This is a genomic window from Bradyrhizobium archetypum, assembly GCF_013114835.1.
GTDB lineage: Bacteria > Pseudomonadota > Alphaproteobacteria > Rhizobiales > Xanthobacteraceae > Bradyrhizobium > Bradyrhizobium archetypum.
The window spans coordinates 386,752-403,260 of the sequence record NZ_JAAVLW010000002.1; the positions used below are offsets into that span (position 1 = coordinate 386,752).

At 62.8% G+C, this 16,509-nt stretch carries 13 protein-coding genes; 3 read left to right on the top strand and 10 right to left on the bottom strand.

The features are described 5' to 3' along the window. Position 1 precedes the first annotated feature (1 nt). The 4 genes from HCN50_RS06330 to HCN50_RS06345 are packed head-to-tail and all read right to left on the bottom strand — an operon-like array spanning position 2 to position 4,223. On the bottom strand, positions 2-1,282 hold the full coding sequence (locus HCN50_RS06330) for an ABC transporter substrate-binding protein (protein ID WP_171708773.1): 1,281 nt from the start codon (positions 1,280-1,282) through the stop codon (positions 2-4). Between the two features lie 31 nt (positions 1,283-1,313). After that, positions 1,314-2,150 carry a carbohydrate ABC transporter permease gene (locus HCN50_RS06335; protein WP_171708774.1) on the bottom strand — a complete coding sequence of 279 codons (837 nt, stop codon included), beginning with the start codon at positions 2,148-2,150 and terminating at the stop codon, positions 1,314-1,316. Further along, on the bottom strand, positions 2,147-3,079 hold the full coding sequence (locus HCN50_RS06340; RefSeq protein ID WP_235976798.1) for a carbohydrate ABC transporter permease: 933 nt from the start codon (positions 3,077-3,079) through the stop codon (positions 2,147-2,149). Before HCN50_RS06340 ends, HCN50_RS06335 begins: the two co-directional genes overlap by 4 nt. After that, complete coding sequence (locus tag HCN50_RS06345) at positions 3,072-4,223, bottom strand: ABC transporter ATP-binding protein (RefSeq protein WP_171708775.1); 1,152 nt, start codon at positions 4,221-4,223, stop codon at positions 3,072-3,074. The genes HCN50_RS06340 and HCN50_RS06345 overlap by 8 nt, the downstream gene beginning before the upstream one ends. Before the next feature lie 160 nt (positions 4,224-4,383). Between HCN50_RS06345 and HCN50_RS06350 the strand changes: the two genes are divergently transcribed. After that, positions 4,384-5,316, top strand: a complete 933-nt coding sequence (locus tag HCN50_RS06350) for a LysR family transcriptional regulator (RefSeq protein ID WP_210264836.1) — start codon at positions 4,384-4,386, stop codon at positions 5,314-5,316. 147 nt (positions 5,317-5,463) lie between these two features. Next, on the top strand, positions 5,464-6,711 hold the full coding sequence (dinB, locus tag HCN50_RS06355) for a DNA polymerase IV (RefSeq protein WP_171708777.1): 1,248 nt from the start codon (positions 5,464-5,466) through the stop codon (positions 6,709-6,711). On the opposite strand, the gene HCN50_RS06360 is transcribed toward dinB, so the two are convergent. Continuing rightward, complete coding sequence (locus HCN50_RS06360; protein ID WP_171708778.1) at positions 6,712-9,435, bottom strand: molybdopterin-dependent oxidoreductase; 2,724 nt, start codon at positions 9,433-9,435, stop codon at positions 6,712-6,714. Next, positions 9,432-10,253, bottom strand: coding sequence for an FAD binding domain-containing protein (locus HCN50_RS06365; protein WP_171708779.1), 822 nt, complete (start codon positions 10,251-10,253; stop codon positions 9,432-9,434). The genes HCN50_RS06360 and HCN50_RS06365 overlap by 4 nt, the downstream gene beginning before the upstream one ends. A gap of 144 nt (positions 10,254-10,397) precedes the next feature. Between HCN50_RS06365 and HCN50_RS06370 the strand changes: the two genes are divergently transcribed. Next, positions 10,398-11,747 carry an 8-oxoguanine deaminase gene (locus HCN50_RS06370; RefSeq protein ID WP_171708780.1) on the top strand — a complete coding sequence of 450 codons (1,350 nt, stop codon included), beginning with the start codon at positions 10,398-10,400 and terminating at the stop codon, positions 11,745-11,747. A gap of 46 nt (positions 11,748-11,793) precedes the next feature. Here the strand turns inward: HCN50_RS06370 and HCN50_RS06375 are convergent, their stop codons facing one another. From HCN50_RS06375 to HCN50_RS06390, 4 genes are all read right to left on the bottom strand, one after another. After that, the gene (locus tag HCN50_RS06375; protein ID WP_171708781.1) at positions 11,794-12,873 is read right to left on the bottom strand and encodes a BMP family ABC transporter substrate-binding protein; all 1,080 of its coding nucleotides are present in this window, start codon (positions 12,871-12,873) and stop codon (positions 11,794-11,796) included. A 76-nt stretch (positions 12,874-12,949) separates the two neighbouring features. Continuing rightward, the gene (locus HCN50_RS06380; RefSeq protein WP_171708782.1) at positions 12,950-13,867 is read right to left on the bottom strand and encodes an ABC transporter permease; all 918 of its coding nucleotides are present in this window, start codon (positions 13,865-13,867) and stop codon (positions 12,950-12,952) included. Further along, on the bottom strand, positions 13,854-14,945 hold the full coding sequence (locus HCN50_RS06385; protein ID WP_171708783.1) for an ABC transporter permease: 1,092 nt from the start codon (positions 14,943-14,945) through the stop codon (positions 13,854-13,856). The genes HCN50_RS06380 and HCN50_RS06385 overlap by 14 nt, the downstream gene beginning before the upstream one ends. After that, positions 14,929-16,500 carry an ABC transporter ATP-binding protein gene (locus HCN50_RS06390; protein WP_171708784.1) on the bottom strand — a complete coding sequence of 524 codons (1,572 nt, stop codon included), beginning with the start codon at positions 16,498-16,500 and terminating at the stop codon, positions 14,929-14,931. Before HCN50_RS06390 ends, HCN50_RS06385 begins: the two co-directional genes overlap by 17 nt. Between the last annotated feature and the right edge of the window lie 9 nt (positions 16,501-16,509).

The window sequence follows — 16,509 nt, forward strand, 5'->3', positions numbered from 1 at the left end:
CTCAGCGGGCCATGCCGGTGGTCTTCGGCAGCAGCTTCTGCACATCGGCCGCCATGTCGGCCAGCACGGCATCCGGCTCCTTCGCCCGCGCGCCTGTGACGATCGAGTTGAGGTGATCCTTGATCACGTCGGTGATCTTCAGCCCATTGTCGCCGGGGAAGGCATACCATTTGGTGAGCAGCGCGAGCTGGCTGACGGCTGTGTAGTTGTTCGGGTTCTTGACGTAGAAGTCCTTGAGATAGACCTCGTTGGCGAGCTTGTTCGGGGGCATGTAGCCGGTGGTCTCCGCCATGATGGCCGCGCCCTTCGGCCCGGTCCAGAACTTCACCACCTCCCAGGCTGCATCGCGCTTCGCCTTGTCCTTCGACAGGATGAGGACGACGTTGCCGCCTGCCGGCAGACGGCCGTTCGGCGACACGACGTCGGGAAACGTGTGAGTCTTCAGCGCGAACTTGCCGGCGACCATCTGCGTGACCTTGTTCAGGTCGGACGTCGAGGTGACGTGGAAGCCCGTCTTTCCGGCGGCGAAGGCTGCGCGCATCGCGGGTTGATCGAGATTGGGCATGCCGCCCTCGGTCACAAGGCGGGCTAGGATGCGCATCGCGAATTGTCCCTCCGGTCCGTTGAACGCGACACGGGTCTCATCCGCGTTAAGCATGGTGCCGCCGCGCGAGAACACCGGCGCTTGCCACAGCCAGTTGCCGGTGATGTCCCAGGCATAGGTAACGCCGTTGATGTCGTTGCCGAGGGCCTTGATCTTCCTTGCCAGCGCGATCAGCTCATCCCAGGTTTTCGGCAGGTTGGCGGGATCGCCGCCGGCCTGCTTCACCAGGTCGAGGTTGACATAGACGATCGGCAGCGAGATCGCGAAGGGCAGGGCATAGACCTTGCCGCTCGCCGTGCCGATATCGAACATCGCCTGGTGAAATCCCTGCTTGTCGAAATCCTTCTCGGCCGCGATGTAGTCGTCGAGTTGGGCCGGAATGTTCTTGTCGACCAGCACGCGGATGCGGTTGAGACCCTGGAAGCTGACGTCGGGCATCTGGTTGGTGACGGCCTCGCGCAGGACTTTTTGCGTGCCGTCCTCATAGGATTCATACGGGGCGCGCATCGTGACCTTGATGTTCGGCTGAACCTTCGCAAATTCCTCCGAGATCTTCTTGTGGGTCTCGGTGAAGAGCTCCGGATAAGGATATTGCATCATGATTTCGGTCTGCGTCTGTGCGAGCGACGCACTTGCCGCCAGCGACAGCGCGGCCGCCGCGATCCACGATTTCAGCATTGAAAACTCCCCCTCTGTTTGAGATGACGCGTTACTTGATTCCGGTGAGTGCGATGCCCTCGACAAAGCGGCGCTGGGCGAACAGGAAGGCGACCAGCAGCGGCGCGACGACCACCATCGCGGCGGCCATCAGCGCCCCATAATCGGTGCCGGCCTCGGCATTGCGGAAATGCGCCACCGCCAGCGGCGGAGTGCGCAAATGCTCGCTGTTGAGCACGATCAGCGGCCAGAAATAGTCGTTCCAGTGCGCCACCACGGAGAAGATGCCGAAGGCGGTCACAGCCGGGATCGCCGCCGGCAGCATCACCCGCCAGACGATGCCGAACTCGGAGATGCCGTCGATCCGCGCCGCATCCACGAGATCGTCGGGCACGTTGCGGAAGAACTGGCGCATCAGGAAGATGCCGAACACGGAAATGGTGAAGGGCAGCACCAGCGCGGCGTAGCTGTCGAGTATCCCGAGCTTGTGCAACAGCAGGAACACCGGAATGGCGGTCGCCTGCGGCGGAATCAGGATGCCGAACAGCACCAGCGCAAACAGCGCGTTGCGGCCGATGAAGCGCAATTTTGCCAGAGCATAGGCCGCCGGCAACGCGACCAGCACCTGGAGGACGAAGATCGAGATCGTAACGATCACGCCGTTAAGCAGGAAGCGCCAGAGATTGGCCTTCGCGAACGCCGTCCGCAAATTCTCCCACAGCGCGAAATCCCGGGGAATGAGGCGCAGCTCGCTGGAAAACACTTCCGATGGCGGCTTCGACGCCGTGGAAATCATCCAGACAAACGGCAGCAGGATTACGATCGCGCCGGCGATCAGCAGGATGTGGCGGACCACCGACCAGAGCGAGATTTTCGCAGATCCCGTCATGCGTATTGCGCGCCGCGGTCGGCGAGCCTCGACTTGATGAGCGTGAGCAGCAGGATGAAGGTCAGGAACACCACGGCGAGCGCCGCGGCGTAGCCGGAGCGGAAGAATTCGAATCCTTCCGTGTACATTGTGTGGATCAGCACCTCGGAGGATTTCGACGGTCCGCCCTTGGTCAGCACATGCACGGTGTCGAATACCTGGAAGGAGCGGATGCCCGATATCACGACCACGAAGGTAGTCACTGGCCGCAGCAGCGGCCAAGTCACAAGTCGGAAGCGTGCCCAGGCGCTGGAAGCGCCGTCGATCTCGGCGGCTTCATAGAGCTGCTTCGGGATCGAAACCAGTCCAGCCAGGAACAGCACCATATTGAAGCCCGCCGCCTGCCAGATGCCGATCGCGCACAGCGCATAGAGCGCCGTGCTGCGGCCCTGCAACCAGCTCGGGCCACTAATGCCGACCTCACGCAACACTCCGTTCACCAGCCCGAACTGCGGGTGCAGCATGAACTCCCACACCACGGCCATCGCGATCAGCGTCGCCATGACCGGCAGGAAGTAAATGGTGCGATAGAGGCTGCGCAGGCTGGTGCCGCTCTGGATCAGCAGCGCGATCGCAAGGCCCGCGGTGACCGCGCCAGGAACCACGATGCCGACATAAACGAGCGTGTTGCGCAGCGAGATCCAGAACACCTTGTCGGCGAACATCTCATGGTAGTTTGCAAGCCCGATCCAGGACAGGCTCGGCGCGCCGAGCTGATAGTCGGTAAAGGAAAGCGCGATCACGCCGGCCAGCGGACCGAGCAGCATCATCAGCATTAGTGTCAGCGCGGGCGCCACCAGCGCATAGGGTGTTAAGGACGGGCGGCTGCGGCGCTGCGCCGTCGCCCGAACCGGAATACGCACGGATATGGTGGCCGCGCTGTCAGACAACGGCGCGTTCCCTGATCCGCTCGGCCTGCTCCGCCGTGACGGCGATGCGTTGGCCCGCGCTGTTGAAGGCCAGCACCGCGTCGGCCGCGAAGTTGAAGGGGACGTGGCTTCCGATATCGGGTAGCCGCCTGACGTCATTGACACGGGCGATCAGCCGCATATCGGTGCCGTTCAGGCTGAGATGCACGAAAGCCTCCGCACCCATGTTCTCGACATGGATTACGTCGCCCGAGAAGGGGCCACTGCCGAGCTCGATCCGCTCCGAGCGGACTCCGATGCGGCAGTTGCCCGGCGGCTGGGAGCTGGTCAGCCGAAGGATGTTGCCAAGAACCTCGATCCGGCCGTCGTCGCGGATTCGGCCCGGCATCACGTTGATTTTTGGGCTGCCGACGAACTCGGCGACCCTGATGTCACGAGGATTATCGTAGATCTCGGCAGGCCTGCCGACCTGCACCAGCTCGCCGCTGATCATCACGGCAAGCCGGCTCGACATGGTCATCGCCTCGGCTTGGTCGTGCGTCACGTAAATGAAGGTGCTTCTCAGGCTGCGGTGCAGCTCCGCCAACTCGGCGCGCATGTGAACGCGCAATTTGGCGTCGAGGTTCGAAAGCGGCTCGTCGAACAGGAATGCCTCGGGCTGGCGCACCATGGCGCGCCCGACTGCGACGCGCTGGCGCTGACCGCCCGACAGTTGTGCGGGCTTGCGCTGCAAGAGGTGGGAGATTTCAAGCTGCACCGCGACCTTCTCGATATCTGCGCGAATGCTCCGCTCCCGGCGGCGTCGGCTGGGCAATAGCGAACCGAGCAGTGGCAGGCGCTCGACGGTCGACAGACGGCGCATGCGCAGCGGCACCGCCATGTTGTCGAAGGCGCTCAAGTGCGGATAGAGCGCATAGGACTGGAACACCATCGCAAGATTGCGCGCGCTCGGACGGATGCCATCCACGATGCTGCCGTCGATCGTCACCTGGCCCGCGCTCTGCGGCTCAAGGCCGGCGATGACACGCAACAGGGTCGACTTGCCGCAGCCCGAGGGCCCGACCAGCGAAAGGAATTCGCCATTTTCGATGGTGAGATCGATGCCTTTGAGCACTTCGGTGGCGTCGAAGGACTTTCGGATGCCGGTGAGTTCAATCCGCGCCATTTCCCGTACCTGTCCCCGTGTGCCGGGCTGCATTGCGTTGCGCACAGGGTTAGGCGGACGGTCTGACAGTCACATAACGTTCAAAGGCCAATCTTATGCTGGACCCAAGAAGTCCTTTTGGCCATGTTTGAAACGTCGGAACGTCGGCCGCAACCTGGGAATGTGCGCTGTGGCGTTGACTTGGTCCCGCGTGCGCGCGGTCAATGCGGTATTCGAGACCGGCACATTTGCCGCGGCAGCACGCCGGCTAGGAGTTTCGCAGCCGGCGGTGGCCCAGCTCGTGCGCGAGCTGGAGGCCGAATACGAGGTGGCGTTGTTCGACCGCCACGGACACACGCTGATTGCGACGACGCTTTGTCGCAGGCTCTATGCTGCGACCAACAAGGTGCAATCGATCGAAGCCGAAGCGCTCGCGATCCTGCAGCAGCGTGACGAATTGTCGGGCGGTGAGTTGCGCGTTGGGCTTGGGAACGCCATGCCCGGCATGTTGCTGATTGCGACCTTTCGAAAGCTGTTCCCGAAGGTCCAGATCAGCATTGAGATCGGGAGCTGGTCCACGATTGTCGCCGGGGTGGTGGATCAGCGGGTCGATGTTGCCGTGTTGCCCGAAGTCCCCGACGACGGCCGTTTTCGCCGCGAAGCCTGCATCCAGCAGCGCGTAGTGGCAATGTGCCATCCGGCCTACGCACTGGCCAGCCAGGCGCCGGTTGCGATTGCGAACCTGATGGATCACCCGCTGGTGTTTCGCTCCCGCGACTCCTCGGCGCAGCGCACGGTGGACAAAGCCTTTCGGCTGGCCGGGCTGCGCCCGACGCCTGCGATCGTCGTCAATACGCGGGAAGGGATGCTGGAGGCAGTAGCCAACAAGCTCGGCGTCGGCTTTGGCTGGGAGCATGGCTCGAGCCGCGTTGACCGCATCGCGAAGGTCCTGATTGCCGAGATGGAAGCGGAGTTGCCGGAATACATCTTTTCCCTCGCGGGCAAGCGAGGGCGACTGGTCGAACTGTTCTTCCATGCGTACCGCATGTCGCCCTATGGCGAAGCCATCAGTTTCCCCGCGCTGGCGGTGGATGGATATCGCCTCGGCTCTTGATCATCGTGATGACGAAGCCGTGGATACGGGCCTTCGGCCTGCGAATTTCCGGGTTGACGGGCTTGCCTAATGTTCTTATTCTGTTCTCACGAGATGTGCCGTGGAAGGCGCAGCATCGAACTTCAGATTTGCAGGTGAACGGTCGGGATGGCAACGGCGGCCACGATCCTTCATGCAGACCTGGACGCCTTTTATGCCTCGGTCGAGCAACTGCTCGATCCTTCATTGCGCGGCAAACCCGTCGCTGTCGGTGGCGGGGTTGTGCTGGCCGCTTCCTACGAAGCCAAGGCCTTCGGCGTGCGTGGGGGTATGCCGGGACGACAAGCGCGCAACCTCTGTCCCCAGATCATTTTTGTCGGCGGACATTTTGCGGAATACCAACGATTAGGCGACGCCGCGATCAAAGTGATCGGCGACTTCACACCCCTCGTGGAACGGATTTCCATCGACGAGGCCTTCGCGGACGTTGCAGGCTGCACCCATCTTTTTGGCATGCCCGCCGAAATTGCGAAGGCAATCCGCCAGCGCGTGCGCGCCGAGCTTGGCCTCCCCATCTCGGTAGGCGTGGCGCGCACCAAACATTTGGCGAAAATCGCCTCGCAGGTGGCCAAGCCCGACGGGCTTGTGGTTGTCGATCCTGAAGGCGAACTTGAATTCCTTCACCGGCTGTCCGTCGAGTTGATGTGGGGAGTGGGGCCGGTCACGAAGGCGCGGCTGGCCGAGATCGGCGTGCTGACCATTGGGCAGCTTGCAGCAACACCCGGGTGGTCGCTGGAGCGGTTGCTCGGTCCTGCGGCAGGGGAGAAACTCGCAAACCTCGCGTGGAATCGCGATCCGCGGCGCATTAGATCTGGCGGCCGGGCCCGATCGGCGGGTGCGCAATCGGCAATTGGCAGGAAACCGGCCGAAGAGCGGATCATTCGACCGACCCTGCTTCACCTTGCGGACCGCATTGCCACTCGGCTCCGGGCGACATGCAGGCCTGGACGAACGGTGACGGTCCGCGTTCGCTTTGCCGACCTGAACTCCGTTACGCGCTCGGTAACGCTCGATGCGCCGATCTCCGCGACCGTAATCCTCGCAGAGCTTGCCGAGGAACTGGTGCGCGCGGTCCTCGCGGACCACCCGAATGAGAAGATCATCTCGCTGCTGGCGATCTCCGTGTCGCACCTCGAGAAGCATTGGGATCTGGAGCTGGAGCTTCCGCTCGGCCTTCAAGATGAATCGCGCCGTCCCGGCAGCAGACTGGGCATCGCGCGTTGGGCGGCGGACTGTGCCGTCGACAAGATCCGCGATCGCTTCGGGCGCGATGCGATCGGATACGGTTCGGTAATGCTGGGCATTTCTCGTTCAGTGCCTGATGAGTTTCGCAAACTTGCCGAAAAGGACCTCTAGCTAGCTTCCATACTTCTCGTGCAGGCGCGGATGCAGCCGGTCGGGCTTGAACGGCACATCGGTAAAGCGAATGCCGGTGGCGTCGGCAATGGCATTCCCGAGTGCGGCAGCGACCGGATTATAGGGGCTTTCGCTCATCGATTTCGCACCCATTGGTCCGAGCGTATCCCACGTGTCTGCAAACAGCACCTCGGTGCGGGGAATATCGGCAAAGGACGGCACGTGGTAGTCGCGGAACTTGGGATTGACCACGCGGCCGTCCTCGTCGATGACCATTTCCTCATAAAGCGCGGCCCCCAGCGACTGCGCGACGCCGCCTTCGATCTGTCCGCGGCACTGCATCGGGTTGGCGACGCTGCCGGCATCGGCGGCATGCACGCTTTTCAGAATTTTGATCTCTCCGGTGGCTTTATTTACGGCGACCCGGAAGCCTTGGACATTGAAGGCGACCGACCGTGGCGTGCCTGCCGAACTGCCGGTTGCCGTGAAAATCTTGCCGAGCGCCTGCGCTGAAGCGGCGATCGCGGCGTAGGAGGTACGGCGGCCGGCGCAGACTACCGCGTCACCGTCGAGCGAGCACGCATCCTTATTTTCGCCGATCAGCGATGCTGCGAAATTCTTGAGCTGATCGGCCAGCGCCTCGGCGGCTAGCTGCGTGGCGCGTCCGGCGACGAAGGTACCGGCACTGCCGTAAGCGCCGGTGTCGTGGCCGCCATGGGCGGTGTCGGATTGTGTCAGGCGAATACGCTCGACCGTCGTCGCCAACGTAGTGGCCGCGATCTGCAAATGCACGGTCGAGGTGCCGTTGCCAAATTCCGCCGTTCCGACCGTGAGGTCAAAGCCGCCGTCAGCCCGCAGCGAAATTTTGCAGTCGGCGAAATGGCCGGCTGGTGGCACGGTGTCGATCATGGTCAGCGCAATGCCGTCGCCGGTCAGCCAGTCCGCGGAAAGCGGAGGCGTCGGCGTTTGCACGGCCATCGCGCGCTCGACCAGGTCGAGGCATTGGTCAAGACCGTAAGAGCCGTAAATCACATCATGATATTTCGAGCCCGGCGGCGACAGCATGGACTCCCCGGGTTTGACCACATTGCGTCGGCGCATGTCGAAAGGACTGATACCGAGCTGTTTTGCCAGTTCGTCGATCGCGGCTTCCACCGCAATCAAGGTCTGCGGCAGGCCGTAACCGCGGAACGCGCCTGAGGGTACCGTATTGGTATAGGCGGCGACGGCGTCGACTTTCTTGTTCGGGCAGTTATAGACGCCGAGACTCTCGGCGACGGAATGAAACAGCACCGGGCCGGCATGATTGCCATAGGCCCCGGTGTTGGAGAGCACGTCGAGCTGCAGCGCCGTCAGCCTGCCATCCTTGTTGGCACCCGCTTTGACGGCGACGCGCATCGGATGGCGCGTCGAAGTCGAGATGAATTGTTCCTCGCGGGTGAGCTCGAACTTGACTGGCCGTCCGGTCTTGAGTGCCGCCAGCGCCAGAATGTCCTCAACGAACATTTCCTGCTTGCCGCCAAAGCCTCCGCCGACGCGCTCGCAAAACACCCGGATCTTATCGAGCGGCAGATTGAAGAGGTCCGACAATGTGCGCCGCGTCAGGAAAGGCACCTGCGTGCTCGAGCGAACGGTCAGGACACCGTCGGCATCGATCCAGGCAAGGCCGCCATGGGTCTCCAGCGCGGCGTGCTGGACCCGCTGGGTGGTGAACGTGCCTTCATAAGTTGCCGCCGCCTCTGCCAGCGCTTTGGCGACATCGCCGAATTCACCGTGGGTTTCCGCAACGATATTGCGTCGGGCGTTGGTAACGCGATGCTCCACTGTCTTGTCGCCATGGATCACCGGCGCACCCGGTGCGATCGCCTCAACGGGATCGATCAGCGCGGGCAGGATCTCATACGCGACCTCCAGGCGCCGGCACCCTTCCTCAGCGGCAGCCTCAGTGTCGGCGATGACAGCCGCGACCTTCTGGCCAATGAAGCGGACGACATTGTCGAGCACGCGCGTATCGTCCGGGTCCATCCAGTCCCACTCGTGCCGCGCGGTCGAGAACAGGCGATCCGGAGCGTCCTCGAAGGTGAGCACCGTATGGACACCGGGAATGGAGAGCGCCGCGCTGGTGTCGATCGCGATTATTTTTGCGTGTGGGTGCGGCGAGCGCAGCATCTTGATGTGCAGCAGACCTTCGATCACCGTGTCGAAGGTATAGCGCGCCGTGCCGCTTACGACCTCTGGGCCGGCAGGGGCGGGAATGCTGCGGCCGAATGCGTGGCCTGCGGCGGCGTCTTCGATATTGGTCTTGCCGTTGAGCGCGTCCTCGATCGGCCGATAGCCGGTGCAGCGGCAGATATTCCCTTTCAGCGCGGCGCCGAGATCCCGACGTTGCGCCTGGTTTAGCGACGCGCAGGTCAGGATCATGCCCGCGGTGCAGAACCCGCACTGAAAGCCCTGCGCATCCAGAAACGCTTGTTGCATGGGATCAATGCCGCCATCCGGCGCGAAGCCTTCGATGGTGGTGATGGCATGGCCATCGGCGCGGAAGGCCGGGATCAGGCAGCTATGCACGGGCTCGCCGTCGAGAAGCACGGTGCAAGTGCCGCAATCGCCGGCATCGCAGCCCTTCTTGACGCCGAAATGACCTAGCTCGCGCAAGAACGTCCGCAGACACTGTCCGGCCTGCGGGGATTGCGCGAATGATCTGCCATTGATCTCGAAACTCATGGCAACGTCTGCAATTCGCGGCGGATTTCTTCGGCTAGCCGCAGTGTCATGTGCTTGCGCCACTCGGGCTTGCCGTGAACGTCGGCGTGATAGAGATCATCGGGGATGCGTTGCAGGATAGCCTTGCGCAGCTCTTCCGCTGCCGGAATGCGGTCAAAAGAGAGCGGCACGGGTCTGGCGGTCGACGCCGTGACCGTCAGCGCCAATGCACCCTCGTTGGTAACGCTGCCGATCAGCAACGCCGCCGAACGGCCAACCGGCGTCAGCGATATCTGGCGAAATGCCGACCGCCGCTTCAATGCCGCGAGCGGAATATCGATCTGTCGCAGCAGATCGCCGGGCTCGAGCAAGTTGCGTCCATCGCCGGTGACGAAGTCCGCCACCGCGATCCTGCGTTCGCCGCCATTGGCCGGCCAGATCGCACAGATGCCGTCGAGTGCCGACGTCAGCGAGATCATGGGCCCGGCCGGCAGCGACATGCAGATATTGCCGCCGACGGTTGCGGTCTTCCAAATCTTGAAGGAGGCGAGAAACGCCCGGCAGCATTGGCCGATCAGGGGTGAGGCGACCCATTCCGTTGGGCAGGCCAGCGCATCAAGCTGTGCAACCGTGCAGGTCGCCGAGATCGACAGCCCGGCCTCGTTGACGGTCAGCGCCGGCCATTCCAGGGCGGCAAGATCGATCAGCCTGCGCAGATGGGCCTGCGGTTCGGAGAACAGCCAGGTGCCGCCCGCAAGCCAAGCGTCGCCTGCCGTCCAAACGGGCAATTGATCCCGGCTCCTGGGACGCGCAACCGCGGTTATGGTGTTCAGGTCCATTGATACGCTAACGCTTTCAACCGGATGCATCTCCGATTATGAAGCCTTGCAAGACCAGCGCCAATTGCCAATGCCGTTGGGACGGTCTGTGCAGTGTCGAAGCGGCGTTTGCTAACGGCGCCTCGTTCGAAAGAAAGTGGGATCATGGACCAAGCACAGGCGACATGGATCAGGGATCCTCTCTCCATTCTGGCCGAGGGCGCAGAACGCGGCATTGTGGTTCGCGGCGGCAGGATCGTCGAGTTGGTGCCGCGCGGCCGGGAACCGGCAACTGCCAATACTTCCATATTTGCCGCCGGCGCGCACGTTGTGTTGCCGGGCTTGATCAACACCCATCATCATTTTTACCAGACGTTGACCCGGTCGCTGCCGGCGGCGCTCGACCGCGAACTGTTCCCGTGGCTGCAGGCGCTTTATCCGGTCTGGGCGCGGCTGACGCCGGAATCCCTTCACCTCGGCGCCACCGTAGCGATGTCCGAATTGTTGTTGTCGGGCTGCACCACCACGACGGACCATCACTATGTATTTCCAGCCGGGCTCGAGGACGCCGTCGATATCGAAGTTGCCGCTGCCGGCCGGCTAGGCATCCGCGTGCTGTTGACGCGCGGATCGATGAACCTGTCGCAGAAGGACGGAGGCTTGCCACCCGATGTCGTGGTTCAGGACGAGGATACGATCCTGGACGATTGCGAGCGCGTCGTGGCAAAGCATCACCAGCGCGGCGAGGACGCCATGGTGCAGATCGCGCTAGCGCCATGCTCGCCGTTTTCGGTAACGACCTCGTTGATGCGCGCAACCGCAGCGCTGGCGGACAGGCTAGACGTTCGTTTGCATACCCATCTCGCCGAAACCGAGGACGAGAACAAATTCTGCGAGCAGATGTATCGCTGTCGTCCGCTGGATTATCTCGAGCAATGTGGTTGGCTCAACGCGCGGACCTGGCTGGCCCACGGCATCTTTTTCAATCCGGACGAGATGAAGCGGCTGGGCCGGGCCAGGACGGCCATCAGCCATTGCGCCTGCAGCAACCAGGTTCTGGCATCCGGCTGCTGCCCGGTCTGCGAGATGGAGGAGGCCGGGGTTCCGATCGGCCTCGGCGTCGACGGCTCGGCTTCGAACGATGAATCCAATCTGATGCAGGAAGTCCGCGCCGCGTTCCTGTTGCAGCGCGCGCGCTACGGCGTCGGCCGCGTCAGCCACAAGGATGCGCTGCGCTGGGCCACCAAGGGATCGGCGGCTTGCATCGGCCGTCCCGAGCTCGGCGAGATCGCAGTCGGGCAAGCCGCCGATCTCGCGCTGTTCAAGCTCGACGAGTTGCGCTTCTCCGGCCATGGCGATCCGCTGGCCGCGCTGGTTCTGTGCGGCGCGCACCGCGCCGACCGGGTCATGGTCGGCGGAAACTGGGTGGTGGTCGACGGTGCAATCCCCGGACTGGATGTGGCCGACCTGATCCGCCGTCACAGTGCAGCGGCGCGCACCATGCATGCGGGATGAGGGTTCGGGCGCTGCCGCCCCAACCCCTGTTCGCGCTGGTCCCCCCTTATTTGCCGGGGATCTTGTCGTCGACGCCCTTGACGTAGAAGTTCATGCCAAGGATTTGGCCGTCATCGAGGTGAGTGCCGCCCTTGCATTCTACTTCCTTGCCATCCTGTGCGAAGACCGGGCACTTGAACGCGTGCAGCTTGCCTTCGGTGATGGCTGCTTCCGTTTCCATCGCCAGCTTCTTTACGTCGTCGGGCATGTTGGTGTAGGGCGCCATGACGACCATTTTCGTCTTCAGACCGCCCCAGAAATCTTCCGACTTCCAGGTGCCTTCGAGTTCGGCCCTGACCCGCTCGATGTAGTAGGGTCCCCAATTGTCGATGATCGAGGTGAGCTGCGACTTCGGTCCGAACTTGATCATCTCGGAATCCTGGCCGAACGCCAGCTTGCCGCGCTCCGACGCGATCTGCATCGGCGCCGGGCTGTCGGTGTGCTGCATGATGATGTCGGCCCCCTGATCCAAGAGTGCCTTGGCCGCGTCGGCTTCCTTGCCGGGATCGAACCAGGTGTTGGCCCAGATGATCTTGACCTTGATGTTGGGGTTGATCGTTTGCGCGCCCAGCATCGTGGCGTTGATGCCCGAAATGACCTCCGGAATCGGGAACGAAGCAACATACCCGAGCACGCCAGCCTTCGACATTTTGGCGGCAATGATGCCCTGGATATAGCGACCTTCATAGAACCGGCCGGAATAGGTCGACACGTTCTTGTCGCGCTTGTAGCCGGTCGCGTGCTCGAAATGCACGTTGGGATATTTCTTCGCGACCTTCAGCGTCGGATCCATGTAACCGAACGAAGTCGTGAAGATCAGCTTGTTGCCGGCACGCGCCAATTGCTCGATTGAACGTTCCGAATCCGGCCCTTCGCTGACATTTTCGAGATACGTCGTTTCGACCTTGTCGCCGAATTCCTTGACCACGGCCAGACGGCCCAAATCGTGCTGGTAGGTCCAGCCGAGATCGCCGATCGGACCGATATAGATAAAGCCGACCTTGAGCTTTTCGGCAGCGGAAGCGCCGACCAGACTTACGCCGGCGGCGAGCATCGCCGCTGTGGTCGCGATGAGAATTTTCCTCATGGGTTTCTCCGGTTCGTAAAAGGGGTAGCCAGTCACTGCCGAAGCGCGCACGCCCCATCGCGCGTTTCGACCATGTTTATCGATCGGGTACGAAAACCGTGCCCAGAGCTGCGGGTGTGGTCGAGCCCCCGGTTCGCGCCCGCGAAATCAGAACCAGGACGATGATTGTTGCGAGATACGGCAATGCCGACATGAACTGCGATGGAATCCCGACGCCCCAACCCTGTGCGTGAAGCTGCAGGATGGTGACCGCGCCGAACAGATACGCGCCGATCACGAGACGGACTGGCCGCCATGACGCGAACACGACCAGCGCGAGCGCGATCCAGCCGCGCCCGGCCGTCATGCCCGGAATGAAGAACGGCGTGTAGGCGAGGGGAAGATATGCGCCGGCCAGCCCCGCGCATGCGCCGCCAAACATGACGGCGAACAGTCGTATCCGGAGTACCGGATGTCCCAGCGCGTGCGCCGAAGCATGATTGTCACCGACGGCCCGCAACACCAATCCGGCCCGCGTCCGGTAGAGAAACCACCAGACGCCGACGACCAGCGCCAGCGAGAAATAGACGAAGGCGTCCTCGCCGAACAGAATGCGTCCGACCAGCGGAATGTCGGTGAGGCCCGGGATGTGAAGATGCGGGGCCGTCGCTATCCGTTCGCCGACGAAGCGGGCGCCGATCAGGCCGGACAGGCCGACGCCAAGGATCGTGAGTGCGAGACCCGTCGCCACCTGGTTGACTGCCAGGCCCAACGTCATCATGGCGAAGATCAGCGAGAGCAACGTGCCAGCGGCGATCCCGCAAAGGGCGCCGATCATGGTTGAGCCGGTGAGCCAGGCGCCGCCGAATCCGCAAGCCGCTCCCACGATCATCATGCCCTCAACGCCGAGGTTGAGGACGCCGGCACGTTCGGCCACCAATTCGCCGGTAGCGGCGATCAGCAGCGGCGTCGATGCCGCGAGCACGGCAAGACTGATTGCTTCAAGCAGCCCCACGGGACACCTTTGGCGATGCGAAAATCAACCGGAAGCGGTACAGAATGAGGGAGTCACAAGCGAGCACGTAGAACAGCAGAATCCCCTGAAATACCTTGGTTACGTCCAGCGGAATTTTCATTGCGATCTGGGCCTGCTCGCCGCCAATGAAGGTGAGTGCAAGGAAAAGACCTGCAATTAGTATTCCAACCGGGTTCAGCCGCCCCAGAAATGCGACGATGATCGCGGTGAAGCCGTAGCCCGGCGAGATGCCGGGCCGCAGATTTCCGACTGGTCCGGCCACCTCGATGATGCCGGCCAGGCCTGCCAGCGCGCCAGATATCGCGAAGGTCAAAAGGACCAACTGGTTGGAGTTGAAGCCACCGAACCGCGCGGCACGCGGAGCGGCGCCGACGACGCGGATTTCGAAGCCCTTGATGGTCTTCCCGAGCAGCACCATGCCGGCCGCCACGACAACGAGCGCGATAACAGCGCCGAGGTGCAGGCGGCCAGCCTCAATCAGGACCGGCACCGTCGCGACCGGATCGAATGCTGCGGTGGTTGGAAAGTTGAAGCCCGCCGGGTCCCGCCACGGACCGCGCACGAGATAGTCGAGAACAAGGTCGGCGACATAGACCAGCATCAGGCTGGTCAGGATCTCGCTGGCGGCGAACCTGACCTTGCAGATCGCCGGGATCAGCGAATAAAGCGCGCCGCCCGCTGCGCCGAGCAGGAGCATCGCCGGCAGCACCCAGGGTCCGGCGTCGGTGCCGTGTGTTTTCACCGCAAGCCAGCTTCCGGCGACGGCGCCGATCAGGAATTGGCCCTCGGCGCCGATGTTCCAGGCATTGGCGAGATAGCAGAGCGAGAGGCCGATGGCGATCATCACCAGCGGCGTCGCTTTCACCGCGATCTCCTGCAGGGAATATCCATCGGTTAATGGATCAATGAAGTAAACGCCGAGCGCAGAGATCGGATTTGTTCCAAGGATCGCAACGAGGATGCTCATGGTCACGAGCGTCAGGCCAATGGCGATCAACGGCGAGACCAGCGCGATCGTTCTCGACTGTTCGGTGCGCCTTTCAAGCACCAGATGCATGTGCCGGTTCCTCTTGCTCGAGACTGCTGCCGCCCATCAACAAGCCGAGTTTCTCGCGGCTGGCACCCTGTGTCGCCACCGGCTCCGACAAATGGCCATGGAACATCACGGCGATGCGGTCGGTTATTTCGGCGAGTTCGTCGAGGTCCTGGCTCGTGACCAGGACCGCGGCGCCACCGGCGGCGAGGTCGAGCAGCGCCTGCCGGATCACGGCGGCAGCGCCGGCGTCGACGCCCCAGGTCGGCTGGCTCACGACGAGCACGGCCGGATTACGCAGGATTTCCCGGCCGACGATGAATTTTTGCAAGTTGCCTCCCGAAAGACTGGCAGCTTCGGGATCGCGGTTGGCCTTGCGGACGTCGAAGGCTTCGGTCGCGCGATCAACGGTTTTGAGCATCGCCGCGGTTTTCACGAAGCCATGCTGAACCATGTTGCTCGCGGCATGCCCAGTCAGCAATGCATTCTCCGACAATTTCATGCGTGGCGCCGTGCCGTGGCCGAGCCGCTCTTCGGGCACGAACGCCGCGCCAAGCTGGCGCCGTCGCGTGATCGAAAGTTGGCCCGCGGCGATTCCGTCGATCACGATCATGCCGGGGTCCGGGGCCAGCCACTCGCCCGACAGGGCGGCAAAAAGCTCGTCCTGACCGTTGCCGGCAACGCCGGCGATGCCCAGGATTTCACCACCCTTGAGTTCGAAGGAGATGTGCTGAAGCCGGACGCCGTGCGGATCGCCGGGCTCGAGGCTGAGGTCGTTGACCACGAGGCGCGGCACCGTGGTCTTGCGGTTGGCAGCCACCTTCACCTCCTTGATCTCGCCGCCGACCATCAGGCGGGCCAGCGAAGCCGCGGTCTCCTTCCTGGGATTGCAGGTCGAGACCTTCTTGCCGAGGCGCAGGATGGTGGCGGTGTCGCATAGCCGCTTTACCTCTTCGAGCTTATGGCTGATGTAGAGGATCGCGCGGCCTTCGGCCTTGAGGCGGTCGAGCACGGTGAAGAGCTGGTCGGCTTCCTGCGGCGTCAGCACGGCAGTCGGCTCATCGAGGATCAGGAATTTCGGGTTCTGCATCAGCGCGCGCACGATCTCGATGCGCTGACGCTCGCCCACCGATAGTTGCCAGACCTCGCGCCGGGGATCGAGCGGAAGCCCGTAAACCCTGGATACCTCCTCAAGACGTGCCGACATATCTTTGAAGGATTCGCTGCCGTCGAGACCCAACGCAACGTTTTCGGCGACGGTGAGGTTGTCGAACAGCGAAAAATGCTGAAACACCATGCCGATGCCGCGGCTACGTGCTTCCGACGGTCCGGAGAGAACCATTGTGTCGCCTTGCCAGCGCATTTCGCCATCGCTCGGCTGGATCAGTCCATAGATGGCTTTGACGAGGGTGGATTTGCCTGCGCCGTTCTCGCCGAGCAGGGCGTGGATCTGCCGCGGCCAGACATCGAGATCGATCCGGTCGTTCGCCAGAAAGTCACCGTAGCGCTTTGTCAAACCAATGGTCTGCAGCAGTGGCTTGGGGTCGCCGTGCGGAACGGCAGGCGTCGAATCTGGCATTCGTCGTCA

Excerpts from the sequence above, each read along its gene's own strand:
- dinB (WP_171708777.1), top strand. The coding sequence starts at position 5,464 with ATGGCAACGGCGGCCACGATCCTTCATGCAGACCTGGACGCCTTTTAT.
- HCN50_RS06360 (WP_171708778.1), bottom strand. The coding sequence starts at position 9,435 with ATGAGTTTCGAGATCAATGGCAGATCATTCGCGCAATCCCCGCAGGCC.
- HCN50_RS06370 (WP_171708780.1), top strand. The coding sequence starts at position 10,398 with ATGGACCAAGCACAGGCGACATGGATCAGGGATCCTCTCTCCATTCTG.
- HCN50_RS06350 (WP_210264836.1), top strand. The coding sequence starts at position 4,384 with ATGTGCGCTGTGGCGTTGACTTGGTCCCGCGTGCGCGCGGTCAATGCG.
- HCN50_RS06345 (WP_171708775.1), bottom strand. The coding sequence starts at position 4,223 with ATGGCGCGGATTGAACTCACCGGCATCCGAAAGTCCTTCGACGCCACC.
- HCN50_RS06330 (WP_171708773.1), bottom strand. The coding sequence starts at position 1,282 with ATGCTGAAATCGTGGATCGCGGCGGCCGCGCTGTCGCTGGCGGCAAGT.
- HCN50_RS06335 (WP_171708774.1), bottom strand. The coding sequence starts at position 2,150 with ATGACGGGATCTGCGAAAATCTCGCTCTGGTCGGTGGTCCGCCACATC.
- HCN50_RS06365 (WP_171708779.1), bottom strand. The coding sequence starts at position 10,253 with ATGGACCTGAACACCATAACCGCGGTTGCGCGTCCCAGGAGCCGGGAT.
- HCN50_RS06375 (WP_171708781.1), bottom strand. The coding sequence starts at position 12,873 with ATGAGGAAAATTCTCATCGCGACCACAGCGGCGATGCTCGCCGCCGGC.
- HCN50_RS06385 (WP_171708783.1), bottom strand. The coding sequence starts at position 14,945 with ATGCATCTGGTGCTTGAAAGGCGCACCGAACAGTCGAGAACGATCGCG.
- HCN50_RS06390 (WP_171708784.1), bottom strand. The coding sequence starts at position 16,500 with ATGCCAGATTCGACGCCTGCCGTTCCGCACGGCGACCCCAAGCCACTG.